Here is a 14051-nt window from a genome sequence, read left to right on the forward strand (position 1 = left end):
GTTCTTCGTCCCCCCAGCGACACTAGTAGGCTTGTATGCTCGTCACGAGCGTGTTGACGGTCAAGGTCCAGCCGTCCACCAGCACGAACAGCAGCAGCTTGAACGGCAAGGAAATCACCAGCGGCGACAGCATCATCATGCCCATCGCCATCAGCACCGACGATACCACCAGGTCGATCACCAGGAAAGGAATGAACAGCAGGCAACCGATCTGGAAGGCCGTCTTCAGCTCGGACAGCACGAAGGCGGCCAGCTTGACGGTGAAGGCGTGGTCGGCCGGCTTGCTCACGTTGTCCTCGCCGGCCAGGTGCGCGATCTGCTTGAGCGCGGCCTTGCTGGTCTGGGCCAGCATGAAGCGCGAGATCGGCGCCTCGGCGATCTTCAGCGCCTCCTGCAGGCCGATCTTGTCCTGGTCGTAGGGCACGAAGGCGTCGCGCCAGACCTGGTCGCCGATGGGGCGCATCACCAGCAGCGTGAGGATCAGCGCGATGCCGGTGACGATGCGGTTGGGCAAGCCCTGCTGCAGGCCCAGGGCCTGGCGCAGCAGCGACAGCACGATGACGAAGCGGGTGAAACTGGTCATCATCATCACCAGCATGGGCAGCAGGCCCAGCAGGGTCATGATGATCAGGATCTGGGTCTTGACCGTCAGTTCGGTCTTGGCCCCCGGCACGATGCCGGCCAGCAGATCCTGCGCCTGCGCGGGCGCCAGGGCCAGGCACAGCAGGCCAACGCCCGCCCCGCCCAGCAACGCGGCCTTGGGGCCGCGGCGGGACGCCAGGATCATGGCGCCATCATGTCGAGATTCAGCCCGTCCAGGTCGATCACCTTCAGCCCGTAGTTCTCGCCGGCCACCACCACCTCGGCGCGGCCGATGGCGGTGCCGTTGACCTTGATGATCAGCGGCTCGCCGGCCAGCAGGTCCAGTTCGACCACGCTGTCCGGGCCGATCGACATCAGTTCCTGCAGCGAGATGCGGGCCGAGCCCACCTCCAGCGTCAGGGTGACGGGGATCTTGCGCATCATCTGCGGCAGGTCGCGGCGGGCGCCGCCGCGGGCCGGCGCCATGTCGGCCAGGTCGCTGCCGACCTGGTCGATGATCATCTCCTCGGAGATGTCCTCCAGCAAGGCGTCACTGGTGCTGTTCGCGTTTACGTTCATCATGTTTATTCGACGTCTTCAAAAGAGGTTAAACAGATTTTGCCTTTGTGCTCGCTGACCGCCGCCGTGAACAGGCGCGAATCGTCGAGCAGGACGTCGGCCCTGTGCATGCTGATCGGAATCACGTCGCCGATCTGCAAGTCGAACAGGGTGCCCAACTGCATTTCCTTGGTGACCAGGCGGCCGTCCAGCCGCACCGGCAGGCGCGCCGCCAGCGGCGCCAGGTCGTACATCGCGCGCCGCGCGACGTCGCGCTCGGGCGCCAGGCCGCGCAGCACGCAGGTCATCAGTTGCTGGTCCAGCGCGAACCAGAAACGGCCCGACAGCGGGGTCGCGCCGGCGCTTTCCGGGTCGCTGACGGTGACGGCCACCACCCAGGCGCCCTTCTTCGGCTGCGCGGCGGGGACCGGCTGCATGTCCTCGCCGGCCGGCAACTTGGCCGTGGCCGGCAGGTTGGCCTCGATGCGGGCGGCCAGGGTGCCGGCCAGCTGCTGGCCCAGCACCACGGCCAGGCGCTCCTCGGTGGCGGTGATCTTGACGGCGCTGTCGTCCACCGCGCTGTCGCTCTTGGCGCGGCCGTAGCGGAAATTCAACACGCTGAGCAGCACCTTGCGCTCCAGCGCGAAGCCGATGCTGCCGGCCGGCGCGGCGAAGCTGAGCCAGCGCAGCCGCGGCTCGCCGCCGTCCAGGCGGCTGAACTCCACGCCCTCCACCTGGAAGGTGCCCCAGTAGCGGCGGTTCACATTCAGGCGCATCGCCTGGCTCAGGTCCTCTTGCAGCTGGGCTGCGAACCTGGGCAGCCGGTGCACGGGACGCCCCAGCAGGCAGGGATCCAGCACTTGATGCTGCGCGGTCTGTTTTATGATGGTCATTTATGTGTTCAGGTCGGTACTCTGCCGGTACTCCGCCGGCAATCTGCCTATATGCGCCGGCGCGCGCCGGGCGCGCCGCATGCCACATCCTAGCTTAAAAACGGGCCGAGCGAGGCGAAGCTTACATGAAATTGTTGCGCCTTGCCACGGATCAATATTTTGATGCAAGCCAATTAAGGCTTTACAGAAATATTGCTAGCTAGTAAGCTTATTCATAGCATGATGCACGTGATGCTGCCTCGCAACAAAAATCGGCGGAATTGCGCTTAGTGCATGATTAAAAAGGAAATTCTGTCTCCTGCAGGGTACAGAAGCCCAGCTTTTCTGTTGTATCGGCACAATGAAATGCACCGAACTAATTTCCAGCATGTATCATTCCCTGAGTCCGATGGCGTCCCGGCGACAATCCCGGAACGCCCTCTGGAATGCGTGGAGGCTATGGTAGCCATGTGTGAGCAACGTTGCAATAATGGAGGTGCATGATGGCTAACGAATTCGCCAGCCTGATCCAGGCGGATCTGGCATCCCTGACCAATGCGGCGGCCGAGCTGTCGACCAACGCGATCGCACCCGCCCACCAGTTCGGCGCCACGCCGGGCCAGTCCGGCCAGGCCGGCGGCCCCTTCTCCTTCGCCCAATCGATGCGCGAAGCGGTCAACAAAGTCAACGCCGACGACCAGATGGCGGCCCAGAAAATGGCCGACGTCGACGCCGGCCGCAGCGACGACCTGGTGGGGGCCATGCTGGCCAGCCAGGAGGCCAGCCTGTCCTTCTCGATGCTGATGCAGGTGCGCAACAAGGTCATGGGCGCGGTCGAAGACCTGGTCAAGCTGCCGCTGTAACGTGCGGCGTCCCTTGAGCGCGGTCCGCCCCCGGCAGGCTTTGCATTCGCAGTTATTTCCGTCCCCCTTTCCGAGCGAAAGTCCATAGTGATCAACACCCTCAAGTCCGCCTTCGGGCGCTTGCGTCCGGGCGCCGGCGAAGCGCCGGCGCTGCCGCCCGCGTTGCTGAAAAACCTGACCCCCATCCTGTTGCTGGCCGTCGGCCTGACCGCGCTGGTGCTGATGGTGCTGTGGAAAGACCAGTCGGCCTACAAGCCGGTGTTCGGCGCGCGCGAAAAAGTGGTGGCGGCCGACATGATGGGCGTGCTGGACGGCGAACAGATCCCCTACCGCGTCCACCCGGACAGCGGCCAGGTGCTGGTGCCCGAGGAAATGCTGGGCAAGGTGCGCATGCTGCTGGCGGCCAAGGGCGTGACGGCGCAGCTGCCGGCCGGCCTGGAGCTGATGGACAAGAACGACCCGCTGGGCGTGTCCCAGTTCGTGCAGGACGTGCGCTTCCGCCGCGGCCTGGAGGGCGAGCTGGCGCAAAGCATCATGACCTTGGACGCGATCTCCCAGGCGCGCGTGCACCTGTCGATCGCCCGCTCCACCTCCTTCGTCTCGGCCGACGGCGACAAGTCGTCGGCCTCGGTGGTCATCGCCACCAAGCCGGGCCGCAAGCTGACGCCTGAAACCATCGCCGCCGTGGTCAACATGGTGGCCGGCAGCGTCGCCAACCTGAGCCCGGCGCGCGTGAGCCTGGTGGACTCGGCCGGCAACCTGCTGTCGTCCCACGTCGACCTGGCCGACGGCTTCGACGCCAGCTCGGCCGGCAACGAGGCCGGCAAGCACGCCCAGGACGCCATCAGCAACAACATCCGCGGCCTGCTCGGCCCCATCGTCGGCGAGGACAATTTCCGCCTCAGCGTGACGGCCGTGGTCAACAACGACAAGGTCGAGGAGACGGTCGAGAAGTTCGGCGAGGCGCCCAAGGTCACCAGCGAGGCCATGCGCGAGGAGCAGGACCGCAACCGCCTGGTGATGGGCGTGCCCGGCACGCTGTCGAACCGCCCGCCGCCGACCAGCACCGACGCCGCCAAGGCCGGCACGCCGGCCGCCGGCGAGCCGGACGGCAGCGCCCGCAAGAACGCCACCACCCGCCAGTACGCCTACGACCGCAGCATCACCCAGACCAAGCACGCCCGCGGCCAGCTGGAGCGCCAGAGCATCGCCGTGGTGCTGGCGCAGTCCGCCGCGCCGTTCCCGAAAACCGGCTGGACCGCGGCCGAGCTGGCCAACATCGACAAGGTGCTGCGCAACGGCCTGGGCATCAACGCCGAGCGCGGCGACGCGCTGGTGGTGACGGCCATGAACTTCCCGCCCAAGGCGCCGGTCGCGGCCTGGTGGGAGGAGCGCGACAACGTGGTCGACCTGAGCACCTACGCCATCTACGGCGCCGCCGCCCTGTTCGGCTACCTGCTGCTGCTGCGCCCGATCCTGCGCGCGCTGACCTCGCGCCTGGCCCCGGCCGGCGCCACCCAGGTCGCGCCGCGGGCCGGGCCGGCCCGCGCCGGCGCCACCGCCGAGGCCGTCGTCACGCCGGCCGGCCAGCCCGGGCAGGCCGGCCAGCCGGGCCAGCTGCCCGGCCAGGCCCCGGCCGCCGGCGGCGCGCCCGCCCTGGCCTCGCCGCCGGGCGCCGCCGACGCGGCCCAGCCGGCCACCGCCGGCGCGCGCTCCGGCATGCCGGTGGTGCCGCTGCTCGAGAATTACGATTTGCCGCCGACCGGTTCCAGCGTGGACGTGATGGTCGATCACCTGAAGATTCTGGCCGAGAAAGAGCCGGAACGCGTAGCCGAAGTAGTCAAACAATGGATGCAGAAAAATGGCCGATCTCAATAACTCCGACCTGCAAGACGCGGGTTCCCTGCTGACGCCGGTGGAACAGGCGGCGATCGTCCTGCTGAGCATAGGCGAGGAGCCGGCCGCCGCCGTGCTGCGCTGCCTGTCGCGCGAGGAATTGCTGGAGGTGACGCAGGTGATGTCGCGCATGAGCGGCATCAAGGTCGATTCCGTCAAGACCGCCATGCAGGCCTTCTTCGACGACTATCGCGAGCAGTCCGGCGTGCACGGCGCCTCGCGCAGCTACCTGAAGCGCTCGCTGGACCTGGCGCTGGGCAACGACATCGCCAACACCGTGCTGAACAACATCTACGGCGACGAGCTGCGCCCGAAAATGGCGCGCCTGCAGTGGGCCTCGCCGAAGTGGCTGGCCGAATACATCGCCAACGAGCACGTGCAGATGCAGGCCGTGTTCCTGGCCTTCCTGCCGCCCGCGCTGGCCGGCCAGATCATCGACGCGCTGCCGCTCGAGGGCCGCGACCTGGTGCTGCTGAACCTGGCGCGCCTGGACGAGATCGACCGCGACCTGCTGGCCGAGCTGGACGAGCTGGTCAACCGCTGCCTGGGCAGCTTCGACAGCCAGAGCACCAGCGTCGAGGGCATCCGCCAGGTGGCCGAGATCCTGAACCGCCTGCCGGGCAACCGCGCCCAGATCGTCGAGTTGCTGCGCGCCCACGACCCCGAGGTGGTGAACCAGATCGAGCTGTCGATGTACGACTTCCTGATCCTGTCGACCCAGACCGAGGCCACCCTGTCGCGCCTGATCGAGGAAGTGCCGCTGGAACAGTGGGCCATCGCGCTCAAGGGCGCCGAGATGTCGATCCGCGACGCCATCCTGAAAACCATGCCGAAGCGCCAGGCGCAAGCCTTCGAGGACATGATGCGGCGCGCCGGCCCGGTGCCGATGTCGCGCATCGAGTCCACCCGCCTGGAGATCATGGCCACCGTCAAGGCCCTGGCCGACGCCGGCGAGGTCGAGGTCCAGCTGTTCGCCGAAACGGTGATCGAATGATGAAACAATTCCGCCCCTACCGCTTCCCGCCCCTGTCGCAGTTCGCGCCGCCGCCCTCGCGCGCCGGCGGCAACGGCCTGACCACCGACAGCGCCCAGTGGCAAGCCTCGGTCAGCGAGGGCTTCGAGCAGGGCCAGCGCGACGGCTACGAGATCGGCCTGCAGCGCGGCCAGGAGGACGGCTTCGAGGCCGGCCGCAACGCCGGCTTCGAGCAGGGCCGGGAAGAGGGCCGCAACGAGACCCTGGTCGGTTTCGACACCATGGCGCGCCCGGTCGAGGCCATGCTGAAGGGCCTGAAAAAGCTGCGCGCCGACTACCGCGCGGCGCAGCGCAAGGAGGTGGTGGACCTGGTGGCCAAGGTGGCGCGCTCGGTGATCCGCGCCGAGCTGGCGCTGCAGCCGGTGCAGATCATGGCGCTGGTCGACGAGACGCTGGCCTCGATGCCGCCGACCCGCGAGGAGATCGACGTCTACCTCAATCCCGAGGAGCTCAAGCGCATCGCCGACCTCGACCCGAAGCGCACCAAGCGCTGGAACCTGATCCCGGACACCCGCCTGGACATCGGCGAGTGCCGCATCCGCGCCGGCGACAACGAAGTCGATGCCGGATGTCATCAACGTCTTGCCGCTGTCATGGAACAGGTCGATAATCAATTAACCGCCGCCGACGGCGGCGACGAGCCGGAAAGCGAAGAATGATAGCCGATGCCTTGCGCAAGCTGGAGCTGGACGCGGTCCCGATGGCCACCCCGACCGGGCGGCTGGTGGGCGCGCAGGGCTTGCTGCTGGAGGCGGTCGGCTGCCCGCTGCACACCGGCCAGCGTTGCCAGATAGAAATGGTCACCGGCGAGTGGCTGGACGCGCAAGTGGTCGGTTTCCGCGAAAAAGTGTCCTACCTGATGCCGTTCAAGAAGGCCATCGGCCTGCAGACCGGCGCCCGGGTGCTGCCCTGTCCCGAAAAGATCAACCTCACCATCGGTCCCGGCTGGCTGGGCCGCATGGTCAACGGCCTGGGCGAGCCGCTCGACGGCCTGGGCAAGCTGGGCGGCGACTTCCCGCTCGACTACACGCCGCCGCGCGTGCATCCGCTGCGCAAGAAACCGGTGACCGAGCCGCTGGACGTGGGCGTGCGCGCCATCAATTCCATGCTGACCCTGGGCAAGGGCCAGCGCGTGGGCCTGATGGCCGGCTCCGGCGTCGGCAAGTCCGTGCTGCTGGGCCTGATGACGCGCCAGACCGTGGCCGACGTGGTGGTGGTCGGCCTGATCGGCGAGCGTTCGCGCGAGGTGCGCGAGTTCGTCGACATGTCGCTCGGCCCCGAGGGCCTGCGCAAGGCGGTGCTGGTGATCGCCCCGGCCGACGAGTCGCCGCTGATGCGCATCATGGCGACCGAGTTGTGCCACTCGATCGCCGCCCATTACCGCGACCAGGGCAAGAACGTGCTGCTGCTGGTGGACTCGCTGACGCGCTACGCGATGGCGCTGCGCGAGCAGGCGCTGGCGCTGGGCGAGCCGCCGGCCACCAAGGGCTATCCGCCGTCGGTGTTCTCGAACCTGCCGCAACTGGTGGAATCGGCCGGCAACGGCGAGAACCCGGCCGGCAGCATGAGCGCCATCTACACCGTGCTGGCCGAGGGCGACGACCAGCAAGACCCCATCGTCGACACCGCGCGCGCCATCCTGGACGGCCACATCGTGCTCACGCGCGAGCTGGCCGAGCGCGGCCACTACCCCGCCATCGACGTGGGCGCCTCGATCAGCCGCTGCATGAACCAGATCATCAGCAAGGAGCACATGCTGGCGGCGCGCGGCTTGAAATCGTCGATGGCGCGCCACGACCGGGTGCGCGACCTGATCCCGCTGGGCGCCTACGTGCCCGGCGCCGACCCGGTGACCGACAAGGCGGTCGGCCTGCATCCCCACATCGAGGAATTCCTGTGCCAGGGCGTGAAGGAAGCGGCGCCCTACGCACCGTGCGTCGCGACTCTTGAAAGGCTGATGGCATGACCCAGAGCAAGCACATGATCCGCAACCTGTCCACCCTGGTCGAGCTGCGCTCCACCGAGGTCGAACGCCTGCAGACCGAGATGGCGGCCAAGAAAAGCCTGCAGGAACGCTACCAGAAGAACCTGGACCGGCTCAACGGCCTGTGCCAGGCCAGCGGCGCCAGCGGCAAGCTGCCGCTGGCGCTGGCGTCCAACTGCGGCGATTACAAGCAGGCCGTGATGCAAATGGCCGACAGCCACCGCCTCGACCTGTCGATGCACGAGGCGGACATGGCGGTGTCGCAGCGCGCGCTGAACGCGGCCTACGTCAAGCGCGAGGTGCTGGACAACGTGCTGCAGAAGAAACAGCAGGCGGTGGTGAAGGAAGGCAACCGCCTGGAACGCAAGCAACATGACGAACTGGCAACGCAACTGTGGTTGCGCGGCCAAAAATAGCACGCGATAGCCACATTTTTTGAATCGGCAGCCAGGATTTCATAAGGATGATGCGGCGGTCGCCTATTACTTAGGTACACTTCCCATACTTTCCTCGGAGCACGAAAATGGCAACGACCACCACTTACGATCCCGCCACCAGCGCCACCCAGCTGGCGACCGCGTACACGTCGGGCCGCCAGGCCATGCTGACGGCGCAGGCCAACCGCACGCAAGCGACCGGCACCGCGTTGACCAAGCTGAACTCGGCGATGAGCACCTTCGAATCCAGCCTGGCGACGCTGAGCGCGCAGAAGAGCATGGTGAGCAACTCGGCCACGTTCAGCTCCGCGGTCGGCACCGCCACGGCCGGCCCGAGCGCCGCCGCCGGCGTGTACAGCTTCTATGTCGAGACGCTGGCCACGGCCGGCCAGGTCGCCTACGGCGGCGTCACCGACACCTCGGCCGCCGGCAGCGGCAGCCTGAACGTGATGCTGGCCGACGGCAGCAATTTCAACGTCAACCTGACCAACGCCGACAAGGACATGGACGGCACCCTGACGGCGCAGGAGATCGCCACCGCCATCAACGTCGCGGCCGACAACGGCTCGCGCGTGACCGCCTCCACCCTGACCCTGAACGGCGAGCCGACCCTGGTGCTGAGCTCGGTCGACACCGGCGCCGACAACGCCGTCTCGCTGGACACCGGCAACGTCACCAACGCCGCGCTGAAGGCCATGCTGGACGACGCCAGCAAGCAGACCACGCTGTCGGCGGCGCAGGACGCGGTGGTGTGGTTCGGCCCGCAAGGCACCGGCACCCGCATGCAACAGGCCTCCAACACCTTCGACGTGGTGGACGACGTGAAAATCACCTTCACCCAGGCGCAGGCGCCCGCCGCGGCGCCGGTCACCGTCACCGTCGGGCTCGACAGCAGCGCGACCCAGGCCAATGTGCAGTCCTTCGTCGACTCGTACAACGAGCTGAGCAAGGTGCTGGCCGACCTGACCGCCTCCGGCGACCCGGCCTCCGGCAAGGCGGCCGGCCCGTTCGCCCACGATTCCGGCCTGATCGCCCTGCGCAACCGCCTGACCGGCACGCTGCGCCAGCTGTCCGGCGACCAGAGCCTGCCCACCTTCGGCATCACCGCCCAGCGCGACGGTTCGCTGGCGCTGGACGGCGCCCGCCTGAAAAAAGCCATCGCCACCCACCCGGACACGCTGGACAAGATCTTCGGCAGCGCCAGCGCCAACGCCCCGAGCGGCGTGCTGGGCGGCCTGGACAAGCTGATGAACCAGTGGACCAGCAGCGTCGACGGCCAGATCACCCAGCGCAAGAGCTCGGTGTCCAAGATGCAGATTTCGCTGATGGACCGCCAGGCCACGCTGGACGAGCAGTACAACAGCGCCTACAAGCGCTACCTGACCCAGTTTTCCTCGCTGCAATCGCTGCAGAACCAGATGACGCAGAACACCGGCCTGTTCGACGCCATGTTCAGCAGCGGCGAGGATTCCTAAATTGAACCCGGCGCGGGGTTCCCGCCCCACATGGAAGAGACACGATGATGAACCAGGAAGCCTATAGCAATTACCACTCCGTCAACCTCGACGCGCAGACCGCCCGCGCCTCGCCGGTGGAGCTGGTGCTGGTGCTCACCGACGGCCTGCTCGAGGAGCTGGCGCGGGCGCGCGGCCATATCATCGGCCGCCGCTACGAGCTCAAGGCCCGCAGCCTGAACAAGTGCACCGAGATCATCAACGGTCTGTCCAGCTCGCTCGACTTCGAGCAGGGCGGGGACATCGTCGCCAACCTGGGCCGGCTGTACGACTACTGCGTGGCGCGCCTGTACCGCGCCGGCGTGGACATGGAACCGGCCATCATCGACGAGGTGAGCGGCCTGCTGACGACCATCAAGCAGGGCTGGCTGGGAGTGCAGGCCAAGAATGGATAGGGAACAATCCTTGCTGCAGCTGGGGCAAAAAATGAGCGCCGCCACCGCCTCCTCCGACTGGAAGGCGCTGGCGGCGATTAACACGTTAATGGCGTCCTCGCTGCCGGCCATGGCGGCGCAGGGGCCGTGGACGCCGGCCGAGCGCGCCGCGCTGGCCACCCTGCGCCAACTGCACCTGCAAGCCCTGCAACACACGCGCAACACCAGCCACGAGCTGGGCAAGCATCTGAGCGACATGCAAGCCAACAAGGAAGGCTGGCTGGCCTACGCGCTCACCAATGAAACCGCCGCAACCGGAACTCCCGCATGACTATGATTTCGAATCCCGCGCCGGCCGCCCCGGCCCTGACGCCCGCCACCCAGCCGCTGTCGCTGGTGGCCGGCGCGGACCAGGCGGCGGGCGGGCAGCCCGCCGCCCCGTCGCCCTTCGCGCGCCTGCTGGACCCGGCCGCCGCCCCGGCGCCCGCCGCCGACGGCGACGCTCCGGCCGCCGCCGCGCCCGATGAGGACAGCGCAGGCGCCGGCGACACCGGCCTGTCCGCCATGGCCGCCATGCTGTTCGCACCGGCGCCCTCCCCCGTTTCCATCGCCGCGCTCGCCAACCAGGGCGGCCAGGGCGCCGCAGCGCGCGCCGACGGCATCGCCATCACCGGCGCGGGCGCCATCGCCTCGCCGCAAGCGGCCGGCGCGCAGGCGTTCGCCGGCACGGCCGCGCCTGGCGCCGGCGCGGCCCTGTCCGCGCCCACCGGAGCGCCCCGGGCCGCCATGACGCCGGCCGGCGCCATCGCACCCGGCGGCGCGCCGCAAGCGCCGGACGCCGCCGGCCTGTCCGCCGGCGCGCAAGCCGCCGCGCCTTATGGCACCACCACCACCGCGCCCGGCGCCGCGCCGCTGACAACGGCCGCCACCGCCGCGCCGACCGCCGCATCCATGGCGGCGGGCCCGGCCGCGCCAACGAACGCGCCGCTGGCCGCCGGCACCGCGGCGCCAAGCGGCGCGCCAGGCTTCGTCTCGGCGCCCACCGGCGCCCCGGCCGCCGCCGGCACCACCGCTCCCGGCAACGCCCCATGGGCGGCCGCGGGCACCGCCGCGCCGACCGCCGTTACCGGCGTGTCATCGACCATCGGAACACCCACGGGCCCCGGAGCGTCCTCGGCCATCGGCTCATCGCTGGCCGCCGGCTCATCCTCGGCCGCGGGCTCATCCTCGCCGACCGGCGCACCGGCCTTTGCCGGCACGACATCCCCGACCGGCGCGCCGCTGGCCGCCGCCGGCACAGCCGCGCCTGGCAACGCGCCAACGGGCGCCGCTCCGACCAGCGCCCCGTTCGCCGGCACCGGCACGGCCGCCCCGACCGCCGCCGCGCGCGCCGCCTCGGGCATGGCCCCGACCGGCGCGCCGCTGGCCGCCTCGGCCGCCACGACCAACGCACTGTCCGGCTCAACCTCGTCGACCGGCGCCCTCCTGTACGGTTCGGCCGCGCCTACCGGCGCGCCCCTGCACGGTTCGGCGGCGCCGACCGGAACGCCGCTGACCGCGGCCGGCTCCGCCGCGCCTACCGGCGCGCCACGCGCCTCGACCACAGCCTATCCATACACGACCGGCGCCGCCGCCCCGGCGGGCGCCCCGCTGTCCGCCGCCGCCTTGGCCGCGGCCTCCTATTCCGCGACCGGCGCCAATGCCGCGGGCGGCGCGCCGGCCACCGGCGCGTCCGACGAGGCCGCCGCCGCGCAAACGCAACCGGCCGGCTGGCTGGCGCCGTCCGCGCTGCCCTCGGCCGCGCCCGCCAACGCGGCGGCCGCCGCCGCGCTGGCCCGCAACGCCGTGCAAGGCGCGCGCGATAGCAACGCCCCCGCGGCCCCATCGCCGTTCCCCGCGGACGCCTCCGCCAGCCCGTCGGCCGCGCCGCAACCGGCGCTGTCGCCGGCCGTGTCCCCGGCCGCCAACAGCGCCATGCAGCTGGCGGCGGACCAGCTGCTGCAAGCCCAGCGCCCCACCGCCGCGCTGCGCGGCGACGGCGCCACCACCTTCAGCGCCGCCACGCTGGCTGCGGCGGCCGCCCCCGGCGCCGGCAACGCCAGCCTGGCCGCCGGCGGCGAATCGGCGCCGGTCCACTTCGCGCCACTGAGCCAGCTCAACCTGAACGCGGCCAGCGGCGCCGTCCAGCAGGCCGCCAACGGCCTGGCCGGCGCGGACACCGTGCGCCTGGACGGCTCCCCCGAACAATGGCAGCAGCCGCTGCGTGCCGCCCTGGGCGACCGCCTGCAGCTGCAACTGCAACGCAACAACGACCACGCGCTGATCACGCTGGAACCGCCCAACATGGGCCGTATCGAGATTTCGATCCGCCACACGGCGGGCGCCCTGCAGGTGAACCTGTCGGCCACCAATAGCGAAGTGCTGCGCCAGCTCAACACCATCGGCGACAGCGTGCGCCAGGACCTGTCGCAGCGCAGCTTCACCGACGTCGCGGTGACCGTCTCCGCCTCGGCCGGACGCGGCGCGGGCCAGTCGCTGGCCGATGGCGGCGGCGGCCGCCAGCAGGAGCGCGAGCAGGCACAAGAGCAGCAGCGCGGCCCGGGCCGCGCGCTGTCCGAGGGCGAGCAGCCCTCTTCCACCTTTGCGATGATGCGGGAGTAACGGATAGATGAATAAAAAACTGGTGATAGCTTTGGTGGGCGTTCTGCTGCTGGGCGCGGGTGTGGCCGGCGGCGCGGTGTGGTACCTGGGCAAGCAGTCCGCCGCCACGGAAGGCAAGGGCGGCAAGGAGGTCAAGCACGAGGAAGCCAAAGCGGCCGATGCCGAGCCGCCCAAATACATCACAGTCGAGAAGGTGATCGTCATGCTGCGCCGCAGCGAGGGCGAGAGCGTGACCCACTATCTGTCGGCCGACCTGGTGATCGCCACCACGGCCAAGCAGGAAAAGGAATGCAAGGAACACCTGCCGCTGCTGCGCAGCGTGGCGGTCAAGGCGCTGTCGGCGCTGCCGATGGCGAAGGCGTCGACCATGTCGATCGACCAGTTCGCCGAGGAATTGAACAAGGCCTTCGACGAGACTTATGCGAAAGACAAGCGCGAGCGGCCTTTCAACGAAGTCATGATCGGGAAGCTGATCCTGGAGTGATGCCAAATGAATGGGGCGGGCATGGCCTATAAAGAGCAATACGGGGACAGTTACGGCGAGGGCTACGGCGAGGCCGGCGGCGCCCCGGCCACGCACAGCGTGGCCGACGAGCAGAAGCACCTGCTGTCCTTCGCGCCGCTGGTCAAGCGCATCGTGCGGCAGCTCAATTCGCAGATCGGCGGCGCCATCGACCGCGACGACATGGAGCAGATCGGCCTGATGGGGCTGCTGGAGGCGCTGCGCCGCTACGGCGAGCCGGACGCCGCCTTCCCCAGCTACGCCGGGCTGCGCATCCGCGGCGCCATCCTGGACGAGCTGCGGCGCCAGGACTGGCGCCCGCGCGCCGTGCGCCAGCAAAGCCACAAGCTGCGCGACGCGGTGCGCGAGCTGACCCGCAAGCTGGGCCACGAGCCGGACGAGCGTGAAATCCTGGCCCACCTGAAGATCACGCCCGACGAGTACCAGGCCTACCAGCTCGACGAAAGCGCCGAGCTGCTGGCCAGCTTCGACGAGGTGCTGCAGGACACGCTGGGCGGCGGCTCCGACAGCGCCCCCAACCCGGAGGACCAGCTGATGATACGGCGCAGCCTGGCGCAGGCGCTGAACGGCCTGGACGAGCGCGAGCAGCGCGTGGTGCAGATGTATTACGAATTCGAACTGAGCTACAAGGAAATCGCGGCCGTGCTGGACCTGACCGACGCCCGCGTATGCCAGCTCAACAAAGCGGCGCTGATCAAGATGCGCGCGGTGCTGCAGAGCGCCTGACAAAGACAAGACCATGACGCGGAAAGGC

Annotated in this window: 15 protein-coding genes; 12 read left to right on the top strand and 3 right to left on the bottom strand. The window is 69.0% G+C overall.

Annotated elements, in window-relative coordinates; all coding sequences use genetic code 11:
- Positions 1 to 22: 22 nt before the first annotated feature.
- Genes fliP through BM436_RS09025 form a run of 3 tightly spaced genes read right to left on the bottom strand, consistent with a single transcriptional unit; the run spans position 23 to position 2033 of the window.
- Positions 23 to 787 carry a flagellar type III secretion system pore protein FliP gene (gene fliP / locus BM436_RS09015; protein ID WP_093555170.1) on the bottom strand — a complete coding sequence of 255 codons (765 nt, stop codon included), beginning with the start codon at positions 785 to 787 and terminating at the stop codon, positions 23 to 25.
- Positions 784 to 1161 (bottom strand): FliM/FliN family flagellar motor switch protein, encoded by a 378-nt coding sequence (locus BM436_RS09020; RefSeq protein ID WP_177307080.1) that lies wholly within the window; start codon positions 1159 to 1161, stop codon positions 784 to 786. The genes fliP and BM436_RS09020 overlap by 4 nt, the downstream gene beginning before the upstream one ends.
- Positions 1162 to 1166: 5 nt before the next feature.
- Positions 1167 to 2033 (bottom strand): FliM/FliN family flagellar motor switch protein, encoded by an 867-nt coding sequence (locus BM436_RS09025; protein ID WP_143133023.1) that lies wholly within the window; start codon positions 2031 to 2033, stop codon positions 1167 to 1169.
- 482 nt (positions 2034 to 2515) lie between these two features.
- Here BM436_RS09025 and fliE point away from each other — a divergent pair, with 482 nt between their 5' ends.
- The 12 genes from fliE to BM436_RS09085 all read left to right on the top strand — a co-directional run bounded on the left by fliE (position 2516) and on the right by BM436_RS09085 (position 14023).
- Entirely contained in the window at positions 2516 to 2875 is a 360-nt protein-coding gene (fliE, locus tag BM436_RS09030; RefSeq protein WP_093555240.1) for a flagellar hook-basal body complex protein FliE, read from the top strand.
- Positions 2876 to 2962: 87 nt separating this feature from the next.
- The gene (fliF, locus tag BM436_RS09035) at positions 2963 to 4753 is read left to right on the top strand and encodes a flagellar basal-body MS-ring/collar protein FliF (RefSeq protein ID WP_093555172.1); all 1791 of its coding nucleotides are present in this window, start codon (positions 2963 to 2965) and stop codon (positions 4751 to 4753) included.
- A complete protein-coding gene (locus BM436_RS09040; RefSeq protein ID WP_093555173.1) occupies positions 4737 to 5765 on the top strand; it encodes a flagellar motor switch protein FliG in 1029 nt (342 codons plus the stop codon). Before fliF ends, BM436_RS09040 begins: the two co-directional genes overlap by 17 nt.
- Positions 5765 to 6463, top strand: coding sequence for a flagellar assembly protein FliH (gene fliH / locus BM436_RS09045; RefSeq protein ID WP_093555174.1), 699 nt, complete (start codon positions 5765 to 5767; stop codon positions 6461 to 6463). Before BM436_RS09040 ends, fliH begins: the two co-directional genes overlap by 1 nt.
- Positions 6460 to 7770 carry a flagellar protein export ATPase FliI gene (gene fliI / locus BM436_RS09050; protein WP_093555175.1) on the top strand — a complete coding sequence of 437 codons (1311 nt, stop codon included), beginning with the start codon at positions 6460 to 6462 and terminating at the stop codon, positions 7768 to 7770. Before fliH ends, fliI begins: the two co-directional genes overlap by 4 nt.
- Complete coding sequence (fliJ, locus tag BM436_RS09055) at positions 7767 to 8204, top strand: flagellar export protein FliJ (RefSeq protein ID WP_093555176.1); 438 nt, start codon at positions 7767 to 7769, stop codon at positions 8202 to 8204. The genes fliI and fliJ overlap by 4 nt, the downstream gene beginning before the upstream one ends.
- Before the next feature lie 107 nt (positions 8205 to 8311).
- A complete protein-coding gene (gene fliD / locus BM436_RS09060) occupies positions 8312 to 9700 on the top strand; it encodes a flagellar filament capping protein FliD (RefSeq protein ID WP_093555177.1) in 1389 nt (462 codons plus the stop codon).
- Positions 9701 to 9744: 44 nt separating this feature from the next.
- Positions 9745 to 10134 carry a flagellar export chaperone FliS gene (fliS, locus tag BM436_RS09065; RefSeq protein ID WP_093555178.1) on the top strand — a complete coding sequence of 130 codons (390 nt, stop codon included), beginning with the start codon at positions 9745 to 9747 and terminating at the stop codon, positions 10132 to 10134.
- Between the two features lie 31 nt (positions 10135 to 10165).
- On the top strand, positions 10166 to 10444 hold the full coding sequence (locus tag BM436_RS09070) for a hypothetical protein (RefSeq protein WP_229489700.1): 279 nt from the start codon (positions 10166 to 10168) through the stop codon (positions 10442 to 10444).
- Positions 10441 to 12774 carry a flagellar hook-length control protein FliK gene (locus BM436_RS38465; protein ID WP_143133025.1) on the top strand — a complete coding sequence of 778 codons (2334 nt, stop codon included), beginning with the start codon at positions 10441 to 10443 and terminating at the stop codon, positions 12772 to 12774. The genes BM436_RS09070 and BM436_RS38465 overlap by 4 nt, the downstream gene beginning before the upstream one ends.
- A gap of 7 nt (positions 12775 to 12781) precedes the next feature.
- Positions 12782 to 13258, top strand: coding sequence for a flagellar basal body-associated FliL family protein (locus BM436_RS09080; protein ID WP_093555181.1), 477 nt, complete (start codon positions 12782 to 12784; stop codon positions 13256 to 13258).
- 21 nt (positions 13259 to 13279) lie between these two features.
- Complete coding sequence (locus tag BM436_RS09085) at positions 13280 to 14023, top strand: FliA/WhiG family RNA polymerase sigma factor (protein ID WP_093555182.1); 744 nt, start codon at positions 13280 to 13282, stop codon at positions 14021 to 14023.
- Positions 14024 to 14051: the final 28 nt, after the last annotated feature.

The organism is Pseudoduganella namucuonensis (assembly GCF_900116645.1).
Lineage (GTDB): Bacteria > Pseudomonadota > Gammaproteobacteria > Burkholderiales > Burkholderiaceae_D > Rugamonas > Rugamonas namucuonensis.

Excerpts from the sequence above, each read along its gene's own strand:
- fliP (WP_093555170.1), bottom strand. The coding sequence starts at position 787 with ATGATCCTGGCGTCCCGCCGCGGCCCCAAGGCCGCGTTGCTGGGCGGG.
- BM436_RS09020 (WP_177307080.1), bottom strand. The coding sequence starts at position 1,161 with ATGAACGTAAACGCGAACAGCACCAGTGACGCCTTGCTGGAGGACATC.
- BM436_RS09025 (WP_143133023.1), bottom strand. The coding sequence starts at position 2,033 with ATGACCATCATAAAACAGACCGCGCAGCATCAAGTGCTGGATCCCTGC.
- fliE (WP_093555240.1), top strand. The coding sequence starts at position 2,516 with ATGGCTAACGAATTCGCCAGCCTGATCCAGGCGGATCTGGCATCCCTG.
- BM436_RS09040 (WP_093555173.1), top strand. The coding sequence starts at position 4,737 with ATGGCCGATCTCAATAACTCCGACCTGCAAGACGCGGGTTCCCTGCTG.
- fliH (WP_093555174.1), top strand. The coding sequence starts at position 5,765 with ATGAAACAATTCCGCCCCTACCGCTTCCCGCCCCTGTCGCAGTTCGCG.
- fliI (WP_093555175.1), top strand. The coding sequence starts at position 6,460 with ATGATAGCCGATGCCTTGCGCAAGCTGGAGCTGGACGCGGTCCCGATG.
- fliJ (WP_093555176.1), top strand. The coding sequence starts at position 7,767 with ATGACCCAGAGCAAGCACATGATCCGCAACCTGTCCACCCTGGTCGAG.
- fliD (WP_093555177.1), top strand. The coding sequence starts at position 8,312 with ATGGCAACGACCACCACTTACGATCCCGCCACCAGCGCCACCCAGCTG.
- fliS (WP_093555178.1), top strand. The coding sequence starts at position 9,745 with ATGATGAACCAGGAAGCCTATAGCAATTACCACTCCGTCAACCTCGAC.
- BM436_RS09070 (WP_229489700.1), top strand. The coding sequence starts at position 10,166 with ATGAGCGCCGCCACCGCCTCCTCCGACTGGAAGGCGCTGGCGGCGATT.
- BM436_RS38465 (WP_143133025.1), top strand. The coding sequence starts at position 10,441 with ATGACTATGATTTCGAATCCCGCGCCGGCCGCCCCGGCCCTGACGCCC.
- BM436_RS09080 (WP_093555181.1), top strand. The coding sequence starts at position 12,782 with ATGAATAAAAAACTGGTGATAGCTTTGGTGGGCGTTCTGCTGCTGGGC.
- BM436_RS09085 (WP_093555182.1), top strand. The coding sequence starts at position 13,280 with ATGGCCTATAAAGAGCAATACGGGGACAGTTACGGCGAGGGCTACGGC.